Genomic DNA, 19755 nt, shown 5'->3' on the forward strand with positions numbered 1-19755 from the left:
TGCAATACAGGCACTCTACTATACCAGTTTATTAACTGGTATAGTATCTCCCGGTTTCAAACCGTTTAAAAATATATTTCCTATTCTGATACGTACCAATCGCAAGGTAGGAAAGTCTACTGCCGATGTCATTTTCCTTACTTGCCTGTATTTGCCTTCAGTGATGGTTACACTGATCCAGCTTGTTGGTCCGTGACGGGCATCCCTGATCTTTTTTGAGCGTTCGGGGAGCGAAGGAGGAGCTATCTTTTTAACCTTGCACGGTTTGGTTTGATATTTTTTCCCATGAATCCCAATAGGAACACCTCTAGATAATTGTTCAATAGCTTTTTCTGTAATTTCTCCGTCTACCTGTACATAATACTCCTTTTCAAAACTACTGCTGTTTATCGTATTGCATAACTTACCATCTGTGGTGAGTAGTAATAAGCCTTCAGATTTTTCATCAAGCCTGCCTACAGGCATTGTGCCTGAGGGGAAATCATACAACTCATTAATAAACTTCTTTTTTCTTAACTGTCTGTCATCATTGCTGTTAAGTTGGCTGATATAACCATAAGGTTTAAAAAGGATAAAGTGTTGTTGCTCCATATTCATTGCACTCTGCAGCGAAATTAAGCAATTCATTAAGATTATCAAGAAACGGTAAGTGTACTTGTTAAGTTTTTGTCAATTTACAAGATTTCGAGTGTATTATAGGAGAAGCCGTTTTAGAAACCATACATTTGCAAAACATTAATATACTATAAATTAGAAAGATTTTATTTATGAGTAAAGTAAAGGCAAACGATACCGTAAGCGTACATTACACAGGAAAATTAACTAATGGAGATGTTTTTGACAGCTCTGCAGCCAGAGGTCCTCTAGAAGTTAAACTAGGTGACGGAATGTTAATCCCTGGTTTTGAGAAAGGTTTGGTAGGAATGGAAGTCAACGAGAAAAAAACCATTAGCATACCAAAAGAAGAAGCTTATGGAGAAGTGAGGGAAGAGCTTTTTCAGGTAGTGAAGAATGAAGAGTTACCGCAAGATATTAAGCCGGAAGTTGGTATGGGCTTGGTTGCTTCAAGTCCCGACGGAAGAGAGCAACAGCTTCGTATTGCCGAAGTAAAGGAAGACCATATTGTAATCGATGCCAACCATCCGCTGGCGGGTCAGGACCTGATTTTTGACCTGGAGTTGATCGAAATCAAATAATCAGAAAGCGAATTACTTCGGGGCAAGCCCAATGAAATTCCTTTAGGAACATTTCACAAGGGCAAGCCCAATGAAATTCTTTCAAAAATATTTTACAAGGGCAAGCGTCGAAGCATTTAAATCTCGATGATCGAGTAAAAATACCTGAAGCCATTCATTGATTTGAATGGCTTTTTTTATGCATGATATTTATCATAATCTTTATGGTGATTAAGGGGTAATTTTGAGGAAACTTAAAACCTGTAATTATGTTTCTTTCCGATATAGAAATTGCCCAATCTAATCCAATGACCCATATAAAAAACATAGCTCATAAACTCTATCTGGATGAAGATAACCTGGAGATGTATGGAAATTACAAGGCAAAACTGCCTTTAGATCTTATCGACGAAGATAAAATTGAAAAAAGCAATTTAATTTTAGTTACAGCCATTACCCCGACCCCGGCCGGAGAGGGTAAAACAACGGTTTCCATAGGACTTTCCGAAGGAATGAACTTTATAGGAAAACAATCAACGGTAGTCCTACGCGAACCTTCTTTAGGCCCGGTGTTTGGTATCAAAGGCGGGGCTGCGGGAGGAGGATGCTCCCAAGTGGTTCCGATGGAGGACATCAATCTGCATTTTACAGGCGATTTTAATGCCATAGAAAAAGCAAATAACTTATTATCGGCCTTAATAGATAATAACTTGCAAAGCAGAACAAAAAGCCTCGATATCGACCCGAGAACAATTTTATGGAAGCGTGTTATCGATATGAACGATAGGGCATTACGCAATATTATAGTTGGACTGGGAGGAACCGCAAACGGAATACCAAGAGAAGACGGATTTAATATAACACCGGCATCCGAAGTAATGGCCATTTTGTGCATGGCAAAAGATTTTGAAGATTTAAAAGAACGGTTGGGAAACATTTTTATAGGATATACTTTCGATAAGAAGCCGGTATTTGCTAAAGATTTAAAAGCACAAAACGCAATGGCCATCTTATTAAAAGATGCTATAAAGCCTAATCTTGTACAGACACTGGAGAAAAACCCTGCCATCATCCACGGAGGCCCGTTTGCTAATATAGCCCAGGGTACCAATTCGATCATAGCAACAAAAATGGCCATGTCGTTGTCTGATTATGTAATAACTGAAGCAGGTTTTGGAGCCGACCTTGGAGCCGAGAAATTTTTGAATATCAAGGCAGCCTATGCCGGACTTAATCCAAAAGCAGTTGTTCTGGTAGCAACAATAAGAGCCTTAAAGCACCATGGAGGAGTAGACAAAGAGGAGTATAATGCTCCTGATTTAGAAGCTGTTAAAAAAGGATTCTGTAACCTCGAAAAGCATATTGAGAACATTAGGAAATTTAATCTGACTCCAATTGTTGCCATTAATAGCTTTGTTTCAGATACGATGGAAGAACAGGATTATATCATTCAAAAATGTAAAACCCTGGGTATTGAAGCCGTTGTTTCCAAAAGCTGGCAGATGGGTGGGGAAGGTAATATTGAACTGGCTAAAGCAGTAACTGAAATTGTTGATAGTAATAACGATAGTTACAAACCACTTTATCAATGGGACGATCCCGTTAAAGCCAAAGTAGAAATCATAGCGCGTAGTATTTATGGAGCGATTGCGGTAGATTATAGCCCTTTGGCAAATCAGAAACTTAAAAAGATCAAAGAACTGGGATTTGAAAACTTTGCTGTATGTATGGCTAAAACCCAAACCTCGTTTTCAGATAACCCGAAACTAACCGGCAGGCCTGAAGGCTTTCACATTACGGTTAGGGACATAGAAATTGCTGCGGGGGCCAAATTCATAATTCCAATTTTAGGAAGTATGATGAGAATGCCCGGGCTGCCCGAAACTCCGGCTTCTGAAGGAATGCAGATAGACGAAAACGGGATTATAAGTGGTCTGTCTTAAAAAGTCGGTTGCGAACTACCGGAGGGCGACCCTGAGAAATTCCTTTGGTTCTCCGGCAAGGACGAGCGTCGGGGTTTTTGATAAGTTATGGGATTATACCGCATTTAACAAGTGAATATAAAAATTATGAAATTCATCATAGGGTAAGTATTTGGTCAAGTTTAATTTTTAATTATATTTAAATCCCAAATCATTTTAATTTGAATAAAGTTTATTCATATACCAACTTACCAAACTTACCCTATGAATCTATTCGGAAAATTTTGCGTAGCATTATTTCTAATGCCTGCGGTTTTGTCTTATGCCCAGATTACACCAGTAAATACAGTTTATATCTCTCAGGAGGTATGTGCCAGTGAAAATTTCATAGATCTGTCGGGTTGGCTCCCGGACAATGCTATTATGGGTGGTAGCTGGTCTCCGGTTACATCAGGCGGTACAGGTATATTCGATCCGGATGCAGACCCGGCGGGGGTCTATACTTACACTGCAACCGATGGGGTAGGTACCTATTCGGTAGAAATAACAATAACTATTGTCGATCCGCCGGTTTCTACACATGCTGCTACAACGCTATGCAGCAATGCAGGGCCTGTAGACCTGGCAGCATTTATAAATAATGCTTCCGGAACAGGTACCTGGCTTCCCGGGCTGTCGAGTGGAACCGGCGTTTTTAATCCTGCGGCTGATCCACCGGGGATATATTCGTATGTCGTAAGCGGCCCTTGCGGAACTATAGTCTCCGAAGTTTATGTTTCCGTAATTGATACTCCTGACCCGGGTACGGATTCCATAATAAGCGTTTGTGCCGGCAACAATTCAGTAAATCTGTTTGATGTACTGGGCGGAAATCCAGATCCGGGAGGATTTTGGACCCCTTCACTACATAGCGGGGAATCAGAATTTAATCCCCAACGCGACCTTGAGGGAACTTATACTTATACAGTGGGAAATGATGAATGTGGCTATACGGCATCTGCGGTAACGGTATCTATAGACCGGGCACCTGATGCCGGTTCGGATGCGGCTGTTGAATTGTGCATGAATTCCGGAACTATCAATCTTTTTAGTCTGTTGGGTAACGATCCTGATACCGGAGGGACATGGTTTCCGGCATTGAATAGTAATTCCGGTTGGTTCGATCCGCTATCTGATCCTGCCGGGGTATATACGTACAGAGTGTCTAACGGATCATGCGCCACGTCTGAAGCTAAGGTAACTGTAAACCTGATCAATACCGGTCAGGAGCCCCGCTTACAGCTAAGTGTTACAGGCTCACTGAATTACAATATGATCCGAGTGGAAATTCCCGAAGCTTATAAGTATCATTATTCATTAGATAATGCTATATACCAGTCATCTAACATTTTTGAAAACCTTGAAGGGGGCAAATACACCGTATATATCAGGGAAATCAATGGGTGTGGATTTTATACCCGGGATGTGGTAATACTGGGTGGCCCGGATTTTTTCACTCCTAATGGAGACGGAATAAATGACTTCTGGAATTTACAGATTTCAAACATTGGATATACCGTCAATATTTACGACAGGTACGGCCGGCCGATTGAAAGTTTCAACGATGCCAGTGTTGGATGGGATGGAAATTTTAAGGGCAGCCCTTTACCATCTGCAGATTATTGGTTCTTGGTGAATTTTAAAGACGGATCTGTTAAAAACGGACATTTCACATTGCTCAGGTGATCGTAGCTTTTGTGTCTTTGATTGTTAATAAGCGAAGTATGTAAGCATTTTAACGATTCATTTTCATAAAACAGTTTATAAATCGTAATTTAAATACAGATTAGTAGCACAAACCCCATATAAAGTAGTTGCTAATATAAATCGGGTGTTATATAGATGTACAAATGGCCCGGACACCCGATTTTTTCTTTCGGTCATTTTGTGATCATCGAGATTAGATTCCGATAAGAATACCGGGAGACCCAGCCATTACGAAATGTTCCTGGAGGGATTTCACGGCACCTGTGTCGAAGTTTTTTAGGCTTTCCTGTTAATACCCCGCAAGCATGCTCAGGAGTAGTTGATTATATATGTTGTAAAGCACATATTTATATACAAGTAAGGTTTAGTTGAATAAACACCCAAAAAGGGCATTCACTTCAATACGAAGTGAGGCCCTTTTTACTTTTTAAAGAGCTCGTGGTACGCAAAATCATAAGCTTGGAACCTGTTAATCAGCCTCCAGTAACTTTTGAACCGGAGTTCTTCATTTTTTTTTGAAAAGTTTATATTGTTAAATAGTGATGTCTTTAAATGTAAAAGAAATGCTAATTTTTAACATGACACTCCTGTTTATTGTTTTAAAGTTAGTAACTTATCAAAAAAAATAATTATGTCTTCATTTAAACTTCGAATTAATGGCAGGTCCCTTCAGGTTGATGTAGATCCTTCAACTCCTGTATTATGGGTGTTAAGAGACCATCTCGATTTGGTAGGAACCAAATACGGTTGTGGAATTGCCCAATGCGGTGCGTGTACCATACATGTAGAAGGAAGTGCAGTACGTTCCTGCCAATTACCGGTTTCAGCTGTAGAAGACCGGCCAATAACCACTATTGAAGGGCTATCAGAGAATGGAGACCATCCTGTACAAAAAGCGTGGTTGGAGCACGATGTACCCCAGTGTGGATATTGTCAGGCAGGTCAGATAATGTCGGCAGCATCTTTACTGAACAATAATCCGAATCCGACTGATCAGGAAATAGAAGAAACAATGAGCGGCAATATTTGTCGCTGTGGTACCTATACCCGGATTAAGGCAGCAATTAAAACAGCTTCCGGTACACAGGAAGTTTAACAGTACAAGCTAACATTCTTGATTAACGCTCAAAAAGAATAACAAATGACACTTATAAAAACAACATACGGCAGAAGATCTTTTCTAAAGACCTCTGCTTTGGCCGGAGGAGGTATAATGATTGGATTTAGTTGGCTCGCATCGTGTAAACCAACTCCGGAGCAGGTTCTTAATATGCCGGAGGAATGGTTTGAAATTAATGGTTTTTTGAAGATAGGCGATAACGGAATGGTGACAATTATGTCTCCAAATCCTGAAATAGGACAGAATGTAAAAACCTCTATGCCTATGATTATAGCAGAAGAATTAGATGCCGACTGGAAAGATGTGATTGTAGAGCAGGCTCCGCTTAATACCGCTATATTCACACGTCAACTGGCAGGAGGAAGTCAATCGATACGTCAGGGATGGGACGGATTGCGTATGGCAGGTGCTACTGCCCGGCACGTACTAAAAGAAGCTGCTGCTCAGGCCTGGAATGTTCCCGTTGATGAAATAACTACAGAAGCGGGGGTTTTATACCATAAGGCCGGCGGAAAATCGGCAGGTTATGGCGAAATGGCCTCTGCTGCCGTTACAATTCCTGTTCCGGAAGAAGTCGAATTAAAAGATGTAAAAGATTTTAAAATCATACGTACCTCAAAGAGGAATGTCGATGCCCAAAATATTATTACCGGAAAACCTTTGTTTGGCCTCGATTATAAAAAAGAGGGGATGTTCATCGCTATGATCGTTCATCCTCCTGCTTTCGGATTAAGATTAAAATCTTTCGATGATACTGACGCCAGGCAAATGCCCGGAATCAGGGATGTTTTTACAATAGATACCTATGAAGAAGGAACGGCCAGGCGCTGGTGTGATGTTGACTCTTATCCTAACTTATTGGTGGTAGTAGGTAATACCACCTGGGAAGTATTGCAGGCTAAAAAGGCTTTGAAGGTAGAATGGGAACCCTTTGAAGACTATGGGTATGATGTATTTGACTGGACGGAACAGAATACTTCTAAGCAAAGTGTTCCTGCCGGGGCCGAAAGTACTGCCGACCATATGGAACGAATGAAAGCAGCATCAACCAAAGAAGCAAGAGTAGTTCGTAAAGACGGGAATCCGGAACAGGCTTTTAAAAATGCCGACCAGGTTATAGAACGTGTGTTTACAGCACCGTTTTTGGCACATAATACAATGGAACCCATGAACTTCTTTGCAGATGTAACCGAGAGCGAAGCAGTTTTGGTGGGCCCTATACAAACACCGGAATACATGGAGAAATCTGTATCAGACCGTTTAGGACTTCCCTTAGACAAGATCGATATACAGATGACCCGTCAGGGAGGCGGGTTCGGAAGGCGTCTCTATGGGCATTTTCTGGTGGAGGCGGCTGTTATTTCCCAAAAGGTAAAGGCGCCGGTTAAACTAGTGTATACACGCGAAGACGATATGAGTTTTGGTATCTACCGTCCCGCATATTATGTAACCTACAAGGCTGCTTTGGATAAGGATAAAAACCTGACAGGCTTTCATATCAACTCCGGAGGAATTCCGGAAAGTGCGTTATTTGCCAACAGGTTTCCGGCCGGGGCTGTAGACAATTACCTGGCCGAATCGTGGACTGTACCATCGAATATTAGCGTTGGTGCCTGGAGAGCGCCCAGTTCTAATTTTATAGCAGGTGCAGAACAATCATTTCTGGATGAAGTGGCAGAAGCGGCCGGAAAAGATCCGATAGATTTCCGGTTGGAACTTTTTGAAAGGGCCAAGAGCAATCCTGTCGGTGAACGAAATGATTACGATGCCGAGCGTTATGCAGGTGTATTAAAACTGGTACGGGAAAAATCCGGGTGGAACGGTAGTGACGCCAACCGGCATAGAGGTGTTGCAGCTTATTATTGTCACAATTCATACGTTGCCAATGTTCTTGATATAGAAATGGATGGAGATCATCCGGTGGTTAAAAAAGTATACTGCGCGGTAGATTGCGGGATTGTGGTAAACCCGATAGCAGCAACAAATATGATAGAGGGGGGTACGGTAGATGGCATAGGGCATGCCCTGTATAGCCGGATCACTTTCGAAAAAGGGGCTCCTCAACAACATAATTTTGATACCTACAGATTGATAAGGCATCGCGAAGCACCAAAAAACGTGGAAGTACATTTTGTAGCTAGTGATGTACACCCTACCGGTCTGGGAGAACCGCCATTGCCTCCGGTGATCGGAGCCCTCGCCAATGCTTTGTATAAAGCATCAGGAAGGCGATATTATCACCAGCCTTTTATGTATAATAAACCGGAAATAAGTTAAATTTATAGTCTCATTACATAAACAGTCAGAATCTCCAAACATAGTTCACGTATTGGAGATTCTTGTTTTTAAAGAACTATAAGAGTTTACAGGTTTAACTACAGGATAATTAAATTTTAAAAATGAAGGACAAAAAGATCTGTTTGAGTTTATTCTTTCTGGAAAAAATAGCACCATTATCAACAGAATTCAAACAGTTTTTTCAGGAAAAGGTCAGCAGTAAATTATATAAAAAAGGAACCGTATTAAATGAAAGCGGACAACTTTGTGACACTTTGTATTTTATAAAAAAAGGACTGATCAGAGGGTATCACATTATTGAAAACAAGGAAATTACTACCTGGATGAGTACCGATGGCGAATTGGTAACTTCCATAACAGGGTTTTTCAAGAATGAAAACGCCCGCGAAAATATTCAGACGCTCGAAGATACTTCGGTAGAGTGTATTAGTTACAGCGACCTTCAATATGGGCTTTCAATATACCCTGAAATGGGTACTGTTTTTACAACACTTCTTATAGAGTATTATATTCATGCTGAAAACAGGACATTACTATCGAGAATCCCGTCGGCAAAGGGAAGGTTCAATTATTTTTTAGAAACGGGAAATAAGTTCTTGCTGAACAGAGCCCCTCATAAATACCTGGCATCTATGCTGAACATCCGTCCGGAGACCTTTAGCAGGATATTAAAAGATTTTTTATTGGTGGAGGAGGAACCATAAAGGCTGCCTTTCTTGATATTTGTCAACAAAATTACTGTTTTCAGGTTAAACATACTGTGACCACCAGGCTTATCGCGTACATTTACTTTTAAGAACAGTTTACCCGAAAACAAATACTTATCATGTCTTATCTGATTATTTATGCCCTGGTTTTATTATTAGTCACTTTTATTTTAGGGATGGGAGTGGGATACCATATGGCCTCAAAAACAAAGCGAAATTTTAAAAAACAAAAACAACTTTATAACAGAATATTAAAAACCATCGAAAATTAGAATAAAGGTTAAAGCCTGTTATTCATCATCTTTATCAACAACACTTAAGGCCAACCGGATTTTAAAGTAATCCATTTGCGCTTCAAAATATTCGTAATAAGGCTTCAGTGCCGTTGGAGCTTCCAGTTCGCCTTTAGCTTTTCGAACTGCATCAACCTCACTCTTCGTTATAAAATCGTATATGTTGATGTCTTTACCGTCACCGTATAGTTTGGCGATATGTGAGTAAACCGTAGTCGACTTTAATTTGCGTTTAACTGCAATATCATCTATTGTAAGACCGGATTTGTAAAGCTCATAGGTCTTTAAATGGGTATCTGTTTTTCTTGGCTTTTTTATTTTGCTTCCCATGAAGTCTAAGATTTCCGAAATAAAGATATCACCATAAACTTCAAGTTTTCGTTGGCCGACCCCATTAATAGTGAGAAATTCTTCTTCGCTCACAGGACGTACCCTTTCAATTTCTTTTAGTGTAGCATCATTAAAGATCAAATAAGCCGGAATATTCTCTTCCAGGGAAATTTCGTAACGAAGTTTACGCAAACGCTCATACAAACTATTGGCGGTGGTTTCTTTCTTCTTTTTAGTTACTTTTTCAGGAACGTTTTCCTGTATTGTAACAGGATGTGTCAGCCAGACCTTTTCATTATTAAAAAGTACTTTTTTAGATAGTTCGGTAAGTTTCAGATTGTTTTTTTCGTGAAAAGCAATTTCACACATCCCCTGATTTATAAGCTGAATAATGTATTGTTGCCAGTCCCTCCAGGCTATATCAGTTCCGATGCCATATGTTTTTATTTTATCGAGCTGTTTTTCGAGTATATTGGCGTTACGTGCTCCCCGCAGTATATCGATAATACTTCCGATGGCTTCGTCTTCCTTTACCCGGGCAATAGTCGAGAGTGCTTTTTGGGCTATAACGGTTCCGTCTATAAATTTGGGAGGATTTTTACATACATCACAATTATCACAATTTTCAGTTAGGAGCTCACCAAAATAACTTAGCAGTATTTTTCTGCGGCAACTGCTTGCTTCGGTAAACTGCTTCATTCTGTCGAGTTTGGCAATTTGTACATCTTCATTCGATGCTCCCTCGGCAAACTTTCGCAATTGTATCACATCGGAATAGCTGTGAAAAAGCAGCGCATGCGCCTTGAGCCCGTCTCGTCCCGCCCGTCCTATTTCCTGGTAATAGCCTTCTAAATTTTTAGGCATATTATAATGGATGATCCAGCGTACGTTCGATTTATCGATCCCCATTCCAAAGGCTACAGTAGCACAGATAACCTGAACCTTATCAAAAAGATAATCTTCCTGTACTTTGCTGCGTTCATCAAAACTAAGTCCGGCATGATAAGCACTACAGCTAATACCGTTATTCTGTAGTGTTTCTGCCAGTTGCTCTGTACTTTTCCTGCTCAGGCAATAGATAATCCCGGCCTCATGAGGGCGCTTTTTTATAAACCGAATGATCTGTTGAGACCTTTTGTCAGCAGGGCGTATTTCAAGAGCTATATTCTTACGATCAAAAGAAGAAATAAAAGAGTCTGCATGGGGAATGCCAATCTGTTCCAAAATATCCTGACGAGTAGCTTTATCAGCGGTTGCCGTTAAAGCAATTATTGGTGTATGGGGAAGTTGCTTTTTTAGGAACCCCAGTTGTTGATATGAAGGCCTGAAATCGTGTCCCCATGATGAAATACAATGGGCTTCATCGATAGCTATGCAACTTATATATGTTTCTTTCAGGATGTTCTCCAACCCCGGTAAGCTCTCCGGAGCCACGTAAAGCAATTTGAGTTCTGCATCAGCTACTTTGTCTATTATGTGTTGTTGTTCTTCTATAGTCTGGCTGCTATTAAAGTAAGCAGCTTTAACACCATTAGCAATTAAACCGTCTACCTGATCTTTCATCAGTGCAATAAGTGGCGAAATAACAAGGGTTACACCATCAAAAAGTAGTGCCGGTAATTGAAAACAGATAGATTTTCCCCCACCGGTAGGCATAATCACCATGCAATCGTTTTTACTTAATACGGTTTCGATAATAAGCTGTTGTTGTCCTCGAAAACTATCGTAGCCAAAGAATTTTTTTAATGTAGGAAGTAATTGTTTCTGAAATTTGGGCTCTGACATATATCCTGCTGGTTTTTATGCAAAAATAAAGGAATTATGAGTACATGAATCTTCTGTCACTTCTTTTTTGGGCTTAATTTCACTCATCAGCAATTAATAATGTTTAGGTTCAAAAATAAGCAGCACAAGGAAAAATCCCCGTTCATAAACAGGAAATAACCTGTTGATTTACATTGTTTTATTAACAATATTTATACGGTTGTTATCAAATTCCCTAAGCCTGAATAATCATATAACAGCATTAAATCTATATGTTATGGCTTCAGTTCAATTTAGTTTTTCGTCAGAAGGGGATCAGGATCGATCAGGGATCGATAATGTATCGATAGAAGTGAAGATCCCTAAATTTTCATTCAACATCGATCGAAATCAGATATACAGATATGTTAGTGGACACGAAATATTTCTGACGTCTCAGGATTTAGATGATACGACTTACAAAGTGAATCTGCCGTTAAATCAATTGGTCGGTGGTGAGATAAGCGATATCTACGGCTTCTTTCTGTACCACTTTATAGACCTACTAAGAGAGGAAAGAGTGAATATTAACGATTATTCGTTTAAATTCATTATTGCCACCAAAGATGAACGGCATCAGGTAATTACGACAAAAGAATTCGAAGGGATCTATTATTTAAAGGCTCCCTATTCTTCAGATTATGATAAAAGACATTACCAGGATGAATATGCCAAATATTTAAATACTTACGGGGATATTAATGCTAAAAAGAAAGATGCTCTTAATATAAAAGGGCTTTCAAATCTTGCCGAACAGTATAACAGGCGGGTTTTTATCATCAATAAGGAAGCTTATGAGCTTTTTAAATACTATTTCGATGCTTTGTATCCCGAAAGGGCCATTTCAGACAGGTTCGTATTGGACTTCATCCAGATTCTTGTTAATCTTAACGCTGAATATCCCGGCTTTTCAGATAGCGAATTCAGTATCGAATATGCCCAGTTGGCCGATTTCCTCAAAAGGACCGAATATACCATCAATAACGAATTTTTTCAGTTTGTAAAAGAAAATTTCAACGAGCTCTTTGATTTCCCCATTGAAATTCCTGAGATCAGGCCGTTAGCTATTGGCGGACACCTGGAAGTAATTACAGAAGACGTATTGGTTCAGCAAGATTTGGACTTCTATGATCTTTCTGTCGAATTCCTGCAGGTAACCGGCAGCCCCAAAGTATTAAAATACAGGTGGAATGAAGCGGAAGAAACTATTGAAAACAATAGTATTCGCTTTAATTTTAATGAAAACACCCCGTTGTTTGCCAATAATATAGCAGGCTTGATTACAGTAAAGGTAAAAGGATATGACGGAGCGGTGTTATGGGAGGGAAAATACAATAAAGGAGATTCAGCACTCCCGAACCTGGATATAAAAATACGCAAATACCCGGCAGCAACCATAGAAGTGGACCCGCAAACCGGAAACCCCGTAAGTCCCAAACGCTTACGGGGGAAGGTTTTGCAGAATGGAGATAAATACGATCTGAATGAACTTACAGTCATCGTCCAGGCTAAAAAAGAAGAGGATGAGCTCTATCGGATCGTAGCTTCATCAACTACCGATCATTCCGGAAATTTTTCTTTAAACTATCCTTTTGGAGACTATATCCGGGCACAGGCCATGGTATCTTTGATGCCCAACAGTCCTGTCGATCTTCTTATGAATCCGGCTGATACGAATGAAACCATTTCAGACGATTTTATTTTTCTCCTTTTAACCGACGAAGATGTAGTAACGACCAGTGGGGAAGGCAATGAACACGATGATTGTGATTGCCATTCTCCCAAAAAGGCAAAGCGGTTACCCGACCAGGAAGATCTGATCAATTCAGACGAATATACGCAGGATATAGGAGGATCATGCATTAACCTGTCTACCCCCAACCGTACCTTACGCGAATATAGTTATAACGCTATTGTAAGGGTAACGGATCCGGAAGTGGCTAATTACGTCCTCGAGAAAACAGCACGGAACGGAAAAATAAAATATAATCTTGTCGGAGGGAGAAATACGCTGGATAGAAGAGAAGTAGGACTCAATAACCCGATCCGTTGGGAAGATGCACCTGATGCCAAGGAAAATTTATCAATGTACCAGGCGGTAACGGTAGCTACCGGACATATCCTCCATTATAAGTCTATATTCAAGGCAGACGGATATTCTTTGGGCGACCTGGTTTATTCATTGCCATTGGCGCCCGGGCAGAAAAAGCAAATTGTTGTTTTTGAAGCCTCACATTCCCTTACGGGAGCTGAATCACAAACCATTTCGCAAGGCGAAAGTTTATCGGCCGAACTGATCAGTGATCGCTTTATTACCGATCAGTTAAGTGGGGGAATTGACGAAAGTATGAGCGGCAGGAGCAGGGCACATACGTCTGGTATGTCTGCCGGATTGGGAGTTGGGGTTTCTTATGGTGGAATCGGAGCTTCTTTAGGGGTTGCAGGAGGGTTTTCGAACTCAAACTCATCAGCATCTCAAAACAGTTCCCGGAATATTTCACAGTTTTTTGGTGAAAAACTCCGGCAATCGCTGATGCAGAATGCTGAAAGTTATCGTGAGCTGAACGCATCTGTAGTTACTACAGTAACAGAAGGACAGGATTATGGGGTTACTGCTGAAACTATTGCCAATCACAATCACTGTCATTCATTAACGATGATGTACTTTGAAGTACTGAGGCATTATGCTATTTATCAGGAGCTTTCTCATGTAGAAGAATGCGTGTTTGTACCCTTGCTGATGACCAATTTCTCGACAGAGAATATACATAAATGGAAAGATATTCTGGCCCGGAACCTTAAGCCGATACCTTCAAATACCTATTTGAGGACATTTTCATTTTTACGCCGGCGACATCCGCTATTAAAAGCTTTTGATGCCAATGAGCGTATAAAAACCGATTATGAGCGGGTTGATTTTCCTGAGAAAACATATGCAGACGAAGTTATTACGGAGTTTTCCGGATACATGAAATTAAATATTCACATTCCAAGGCCAAAAACCAGGTTTGACAGAATATTGTCGTTTCCGGTTATCAAGACAACCGTCACTACTGATGCCGGAATTGACGTAGCAGGAACCATAAGGGAAAATATCAAGGATTCCGTTGTCGGAGCGGTTGTTCCTTGTGCCGCCAAAGGCCCGACCATAAAACGCAATACAACATCAACAGAAGTATTAACCCGGGGCCAGATCTTTGATATGTTTATGACCTTAGATGCTAATTACGAAACCGTACCTCCGGCAAAATGTATCAGGGTAAATTTTGATGGCACGAATGGTATTAATGTATTTGAAGATTTTATAGGGATTGTCTTTGATGGTGATGCAGGACCTACAGACATGGATTTCTTTGCCGGGATGGAAAAAGAAAAGAAGCTCTGGGAAGCCTATGCGCAGGTATTGGACATGGATTTACAGGAATTGTTTCAGTATTTCAACGGTAATGTAATAGCTGACTGGGACCGGATCTTTAACGAGCATATAGCCCCCCAGATTGTCAGTAATCTTATAAACGACACTGCAGGGGGCGGGGGTGGACGAATATCCGTCACTCCGTTAGGGGATATCGACCTAACAGAAGATAAGAAATATAAGGGAGGAAACAGGATTCTTAAATATTTTATCAAAGATAATGGGATTCCGGCCAATACTACCCGAAAATCAATTGAGGAGATAACGATTGACTTTTCTTCTCCGCTAACCGGAGAGCATCATGATCTGTTTTTCGATTTTGTTACATTTAAGCTCCATAGCATCCAGATCAACTACCGTAGCGATCATCATGCTTCAACTATAGTAAACAGGCGACTTTATAACGATCTGCACGATGATGTCGAAAATATAAACACCCCTCTAAATACACTGGAAAAAAGAAACCCGCGAAAAGAAGATGTATATCTGATTAATGAGCTTATCGAACACCTTAACAGCAATTTAGAGCACTACAATAAGATATTATGGGCTAATTTAGACCCGGACAGACGTTATATGCTGCTGGATGGATTTAATATCCAGACCTATACATCAACCGGGCATACATCTGTGATGCGGAGTCTGGCTTCGGTGGTTAAGAATGAATTGATTACTGTTACGGGAAATTCTATGGTATTTCCTGTTGCTGACGGATATAGGGTGGGACGTAACAATATGCTCGAAGAAATAGGAGATAATACCTTTATAGAAACCTCCCTGTTTGATTACTACAAGCCACTGACGCCTACACCTCCATACCGGTTGAGCGTCCCGACCAGAGGGGTATTCATGGAGGCCATACAGGGTAATTGTGATGCCTGTGAAATGGTAAAAGAGAATTCATCACAGGACTGGGATAAATTCAGGACGGAAGAACCAACCCCGATTGCTCCGGTGGTAACACCGACTCCGGTAGTTACAGATTATAAGCCCGAGTATAAGGATTTTGCAACCCCTATGGTAAATATTCAGAATGCTCCGGATGCACCGGCGCCGGCAGCTGGCTTATCGCAGCTTTCAGAACTGTTAGGAAAATCAGATGTATTTAAAGATATTACCGGTTTATCCGGTAACCAGGATAATGTGATGCGGACCTATTTGTCTAATCAGGAAAATGCAAAGGCATTTGCAGAAATGGCCAAGAGCCTGGCTACACAACAGCATAACACACAAAATTCTCAAAGTATTGCAGATGGCATATCGCAAGCACGACGTGATGGTAACATAAGTAATGAAGATGCTCAAAACTTAACGAGACAGCATTTACAGCAACAAATTGACGGAGGAGAAAGCGCCAGAGAAACACAACAGTTTGAGCGGGAACAAAACCGTCCGTCATTGTCGAGATCGGCTTCAGAAGCTATCAGCAGAGGGCAATCTGTCCAGGCACAACGCACGGATGCGGACGGTACCCACGAATCGATTCAGGTCCGACCGTCAGAAGGGTTGCAACCCGTGAATGTCAATTATCAGATAGAGGGCATTGTACAACCCAGTATGGGATGTTGGGCAACAGTAGCAACCATGATGATGAATTGGAAATTAAGATCGTCAAATCCAATTCGGGAAGTATTACGCATGGCGGGAGATCGTTTAACGCCGCCTGATGAAAACTATTATGTAACGATGTTTGATAATGCTACGGGACTGGCGGCCTCTGAAAAAAATCAGTTTATTGCCGCATTGAATATGACAGCGATGCCACCTGCAAGCTATACCCTTCGTCAGTACTATGAATGGCTAAGCGATTACGGTCCGCTTTGGGTTACCATTGACGCCGATAGTTCGGAAGGTTTCTCTCCTCATGCATTGTTATTGTTCGGGATGGAAGGAGACCTGAACAATCCGGAAGATGTAACTTTTAAGTTTATTAATCCAGCCGACGGTCAGGAACAATTTGAATATTTTGATGATTTTATCGAAATGTTCGAGCAAATGGTTACGGATAATTCAGGCGATTTGTTTTTGCAGATCGTAAGGTTTACAGACCGCATCCCCCAGCTTTCCGAGGGGCAGAGTCCGACTGTCAGCTGGATGCCGGGAGTACCTTCTGATATGAGTGCTTTTAAGGAAGCTTTGAAAAACAAGGCATTAAGTGAATATGAATTCTGGCACGACGGAGGAACACATACAGGAAATGCTTTTTGGGAAACGGAAAGCCATGTGGAAGAACGATTAAGGAACTATTGGCTGGCATGTTATGATACCAATGATACAGGAACTGCTACCACGGCCTTTACCACAGCCCTTGCAAATGCAAGAATAAGCTCAAGGGGGGCATGGAGTGCTGCATTTATCGGGTACCTTGTTCAGGAAGCGGGCATAACAAGCAATTCCGTTTTTGTACGGTCACAACGCCATGTGGATTTTATAGCTAAAGCCATTTTGAATAAGGAAAATAATAACAGAAGAAATCCTTTCTGGGGTTACCGGATTGATCAATATGCCCCGGAGGTTGGCGATATTGTCGGTAGAAGTACAGCGGTTAACTATGATGATGTGGTGAACCGTTCGAACCGGGAAGTAAGACGTGCATCGTCACATACCGACATCGTAGTAGAAAAAACAGAAGAATATATTACCGTTATAGGGGGGAACCTAGAAGTAGATTCTATACAAACGGATAAACAGGCAGACGGTTCCTGGACGAATAGAATAACACCTGCTGCCCTGGTAAATGTAAGTGTAGGGAAACGAAGAATATATCTGGATGCGGACGGGAAGATCGATCCGGCCAGAATATGGCAGATATACAATAACGACACCGCAGCAAGTAATTTTGACAGCAGGGTACAGTACACCGGATCACAAAATCAGTACTTTGTTGTTATTAAAACCCGTACGGCTCCATAGCAATCAATTAAAAAAGTCTTTATAATTACTAAAGGCCAGGCCCGTTGATAGCGCTAAATGCCATGTCGGGTGCAGGAGTGACACCTCGATTGTCCGAAATACCTCGACTACGTAACTGACACCGCGTTAGAACTTAAACGTTTAAAAAGGGTGATGAATATTTAGATTAATTATTGATCCTTTCAAAAAACGATTCTTTATAGCTGTCCCCAACAGGAATAATATTCTTTAACGAAGTCGTAATACGACTTCGTTCAATAGATATAATATGCTCCATGTTTATAATGTATGACTTATGTACTCGCTGATAGCTTGTAGTTAATCGATTTTGAATATCCTTTAAGTTATCCAGGCTTAAAACTTTACTACCATCCGCCAGATGGTATTCTACATAATCGCCGGCTGCTTGTATGTATACAATCTGTTTGTTATTCAGCTTAATGGTTTTATACCCGCTTTTAACAAAAATATATGCTTCTGAAGTCTGATCAGGCTGTACAGTAGTTTGCAATTCTGTTTTTTCTATAGCTTTCAGGAATCTTTCATAACCAATAGGTTTAAGCAGGTAGTCAGTTACATTATATTCATAACTCTCCAGGGCATAATCAGGATAGGCCGTAGTTAAAATTATCCTGCAACTGTCGCTCACAATCTTCATAAATTGTATCCCTGTTAACTCCGGCATTTGTAGATCCAGCAAAAGCAAATCGACTTTATTTTCCTGAACAAGTTTTAGTACTTTAAAAGGATCTGTATCCGCAATAGCAAGTTGAAGCGATGCTGTTCTTTCAACATAGTCCTGTAAAACCTCAATCGCAAGAGGTTCATCATCTAATATGGCAGTTCTTAATATCATTGCTGTAAAGTTAAAGTAACTTTGAAAATATCATTTGTATTTTCAACCGACAGTTTGTGCTGGTCCGGATATAGTAATTCTAACCGCTTGCGCAAATTATCCAGGCCAATTCCTTTCTGATCATCTTTGTTTTTAATTCCAACCTTATTTTCAGAAATAAAGCAAAGGACATGGTTATTTGCACGCAAGGAAATTTTAAAGGGGTTCTCTACAGAGGTCAGCTTACCATGTTTAAAAGCATTTTCTGCAAAGGAGATAAGTAAATAGGGAGGGATGTCAAAAGCGTTCAGATTTCCATGTTTCTCGATTTTTGCCTGAAGTTTATTTCCTAGTCGGAGCGATTGCAATGCTATAAAATGCTGTAGCATTTCCCATTCTTTTTCCAGCGGCACTTTATTCGTTTTTTCATACAGAACATACCGTAGCAGGTCGCTAAGCTGCAATAGGGCCTTTGGAGTTTTTTCAGATTGCTTGTAAGCAAGTGCATAAATAGAGTTCAGGGCATTGAATAAAAAATGCGGACTGATCTGCAATCGTAGAAAGTCTAATTCAGCCCTTCTGGCAGCTGCTTCCATTTCTGATTTCTCTTTTTGGATCCTGATCTGGTAATCGAGTAAAAACAATAAAAATCCAATTCCGATATAGATACTCGCATAGTATAGGTTATCGGTTAAATAATAGCGAAATGTCACGCCTTCGGAGTAATTACCATGACCGACGAGCAGGGGACTGATTATTTCTTCGAGGATGTACCGGAAACCGATAAAGAAAATATAAAGAGCAATGACGGTGCCGATTATCCGCATCAATCGCCTGTTGGGCCATACTTTGTTCCACAACAAATAACTCAACCAAAATGTCAGTGTGATGTAAACAAATGAAGTCAGCTGGTAGTAATTAAGAAGCTGATCCCATTGAATACTTTTTCCGAATCCAAGGTTGTTTATGATCTCAAACCCGAATAGGAAGAGAAAGATACAAATCCCATAAAGAATAATACGTTGCTTTTTAGTCATGCCAGCTAAGATACCCGGTGTTTCATTATGTATTAAAGTCAAATCGGTAAACCCGTGAATTGAATCGGTAAATCATGATGATGAATCTTACTATGATTAGCAGAGTTATACGCATGGTTCACAGAACTTATTTTTAATTATTGTTTAGAGGCTACAATTTA

General features: G+C 40.6%; 11 protein-coding genes. 7 read left to right on the forward strand and 4 right to left on the reverse strand.

All coding sequences use genetic code 11. From position 1 onward, the window contains the following. Positions 1-18: 18 nt before the first annotated feature. A complete protein-coding gene (locus MQE36_RS13235) occupies positions 19-591 on the reverse strand; it encodes a pseudouridine synthase (RefSeq protein WP_242936455.1) in 573 nt (190 codons plus the stop codon). A 176-nt stretch (positions 592-767) separates the two neighbouring features. On the opposite strand from MQE36_RS13235, the gene MQE36_RS13240 reads away from it, so the two are divergent. The 6 genes from MQE36_RS13240 to MQE36_RS13265 all read left to right on the forward strand — a co-directional run bounded on the left by MQE36_RS13240 (position 768) and on the right by MQE36_RS13265 (position 8965). Further along, positions 768-1196 carry an FKBP-type peptidyl-prolyl cis-trans isomerase gene (locus MQE36_RS13240; RefSeq protein WP_242936456.1) on the forward strand — a complete coding sequence of 143 codons (429 nt, stop codon included), beginning with the start codon at positions 768-770 and terminating at the stop codon, positions 1194-1196. 245 nt (positions 1197-1441) lie between these two features. Continuing rightward, positions 1442-3118, forward strand: a complete 1677-nt coding sequence (locus MQE36_RS13245) for a formate--tetrahydrofolate ligase (protein WP_242938852.1) — start codon at positions 1442-1444, stop codon at positions 3116-3118. A gap of 243 nt (positions 3119-3361) precedes the next feature. After that, positions 3362-4822, forward strand: a complete 1461-nt coding sequence (locus MQE36_RS13250) for a T9SS type B sorting domain-containing protein (protein WP_242936457.1) — start codon at positions 3362-3364, stop codon at positions 4820-4822. Positions 4823-5474: 652 nt separating this feature from the next. Next, positions 5475-5939, forward strand: a complete 465-nt coding sequence (locus MQE36_RS13255; RefSeq protein WP_242936458.1) for a (2Fe-2S)-binding protein — start codon at positions 5475-5477, stop codon at positions 5937-5939. A gap of 45 nt (positions 5940-5984) precedes the next feature. After that, a complete protein-coding gene (locus tag MQE36_RS13260; RefSeq protein ID WP_242936459.1) occupies positions 5985-8240 on the forward strand; it encodes a xanthine dehydrogenase family protein molybdopterin-binding subunit in 2256 nt (751 codons plus the stop codon). A gap of 122 nt (positions 8241-8362) precedes the next feature. After that, positions 8363-8965 carry a Crp/Fnr family transcriptional regulator gene (locus MQE36_RS13265; protein ID WP_242936460.1) on the forward strand — a complete coding sequence of 201 codons (603 nt, stop codon included), beginning with the start codon at positions 8363-8365 and terminating at the stop codon, positions 8963-8965. Between the two features lie 293 nt (positions 8966-9258). On the opposite strand, the gene recQ is transcribed toward MQE36_RS13265, so the two are convergent. Further along, positions 9259-11376, reverse strand: a complete 2118-nt coding sequence (gene recQ, locus MQE36_RS13270) for a DNA helicase RecQ (RefSeq protein WP_242936461.1) — start codon at positions 11374-11376, stop codon at positions 9259-9261. A gap of 256 nt (positions 11377-11632) precedes the next feature. On the opposite strand from recQ, the gene MQE36_RS13275 reads away from it, so the two are divergent. Beyond that, on the forward strand, positions 11633-17722 hold the full coding sequence (locus MQE36_RS13275; RefSeq protein ID WP_242936462.1) for a DUF2272 domain-containing protein: 6090 nt from the start codon (positions 11633-11635) through the stop codon (positions 17720-17722). A 166-nt stretch (positions 17723-17888) separates the two neighbouring features. Here the strand turns inward: MQE36_RS13275 and MQE36_RS13280 are convergent, their stop codons facing one another. Further along, positions 17889-18578: a LytR/AlgR family response regulator transcription factor gene (locus MQE36_RS13280; RefSeq protein WP_242936463.1), complete on the reverse strand. Its 690-nt coding sequence runs from the start codon at positions 18576-18578 to the stop codon at positions 17889-17891. Further along, positions 18575-19594, reverse strand: a complete 1020-nt coding sequence (locus tag MQE36_RS13285; RefSeq protein WP_242936464.1) for a sensor histidine kinase — start codon at positions 19592-19594, stop codon at positions 18575-18577. The genes MQE36_RS13280 and MQE36_RS13285 overlap by 4 nt, the downstream gene beginning before the upstream one ends. Positions 19595-19755: the final 161 nt, after the last annotated feature.

This window comes from Zhouia spongiae (assembly GCF_022760175.1).
Lineage (GTDB): Bacteria > Bacteroidota > Bacteroidia > Flavobacteriales > Flavobacteriaceae > Zhouia > Zhouia spongiae.

Coding starts and splice junctions, on each gene's coding strand:
- MQE36_RS13235 (WP_242936455.1), bottom strand. CDS start 591: ATGGAGCAACAACACTTTATCCTTTTTAAACCTTATGGTTATATCAGC.
- MQE36_RS13260 (WP_242936459.1), top strand. CDS start 5,985: ATGACACTTATAAAAACAACATACGGCAGAAGATCTTTTCTAAAGACC.
- recQ (WP_242936461.1), bottom strand. CDS start 11,376: ATGTCAGAGCCCAAATTTCAGAAACAATTACTTCCTACATTAAAAAAA.
- MQE36_RS13265 (WP_242936460.1), top strand. CDS start 8,363: ATGAAGGACAAAAAGATCTGTTTGAGTTTATTCTTTCTGGAAAAAATA.
- MQE36_RS13255 (WP_242936458.1), top strand. CDS start 5,475: ATGTCTTCATTTAAACTTCGAATTAATGGCAGGTCCCTTCAGGTTGAT.
- MQE36_RS13285 (WP_242936464.1), bottom strand. CDS start 19,594: ATGACTAAAAAGCAACGTATTATTCTTTATGGGATTTGTATCTTTCTC.
- MQE36_RS13250 (WP_242936457.1), top strand. CDS start 3,362: ATGAATCTATTCGGAAAATTTTGCGTAGCATTATTTCTAATGCCTGCG.
- MQE36_RS13275 (WP_242936462.1), top strand. CDS start 11,633: ATGGCTTCAGTTCAATTTAGTTTTTCGTCAGAAGGGGATCAGGATCGA.
- MQE36_RS13240 (WP_242936456.1), top strand. CDS start 768: ATGAGTAAAGTAAAGGCAAACGATACCGTAAGCGTACATTACACAGGA.
- MQE36_RS13280 (WP_242936463.1), bottom strand. CDS start 18,578: ATGATATTAAGAACTGCCATATTAGATGATGAACCTCTTGCGATTGAG.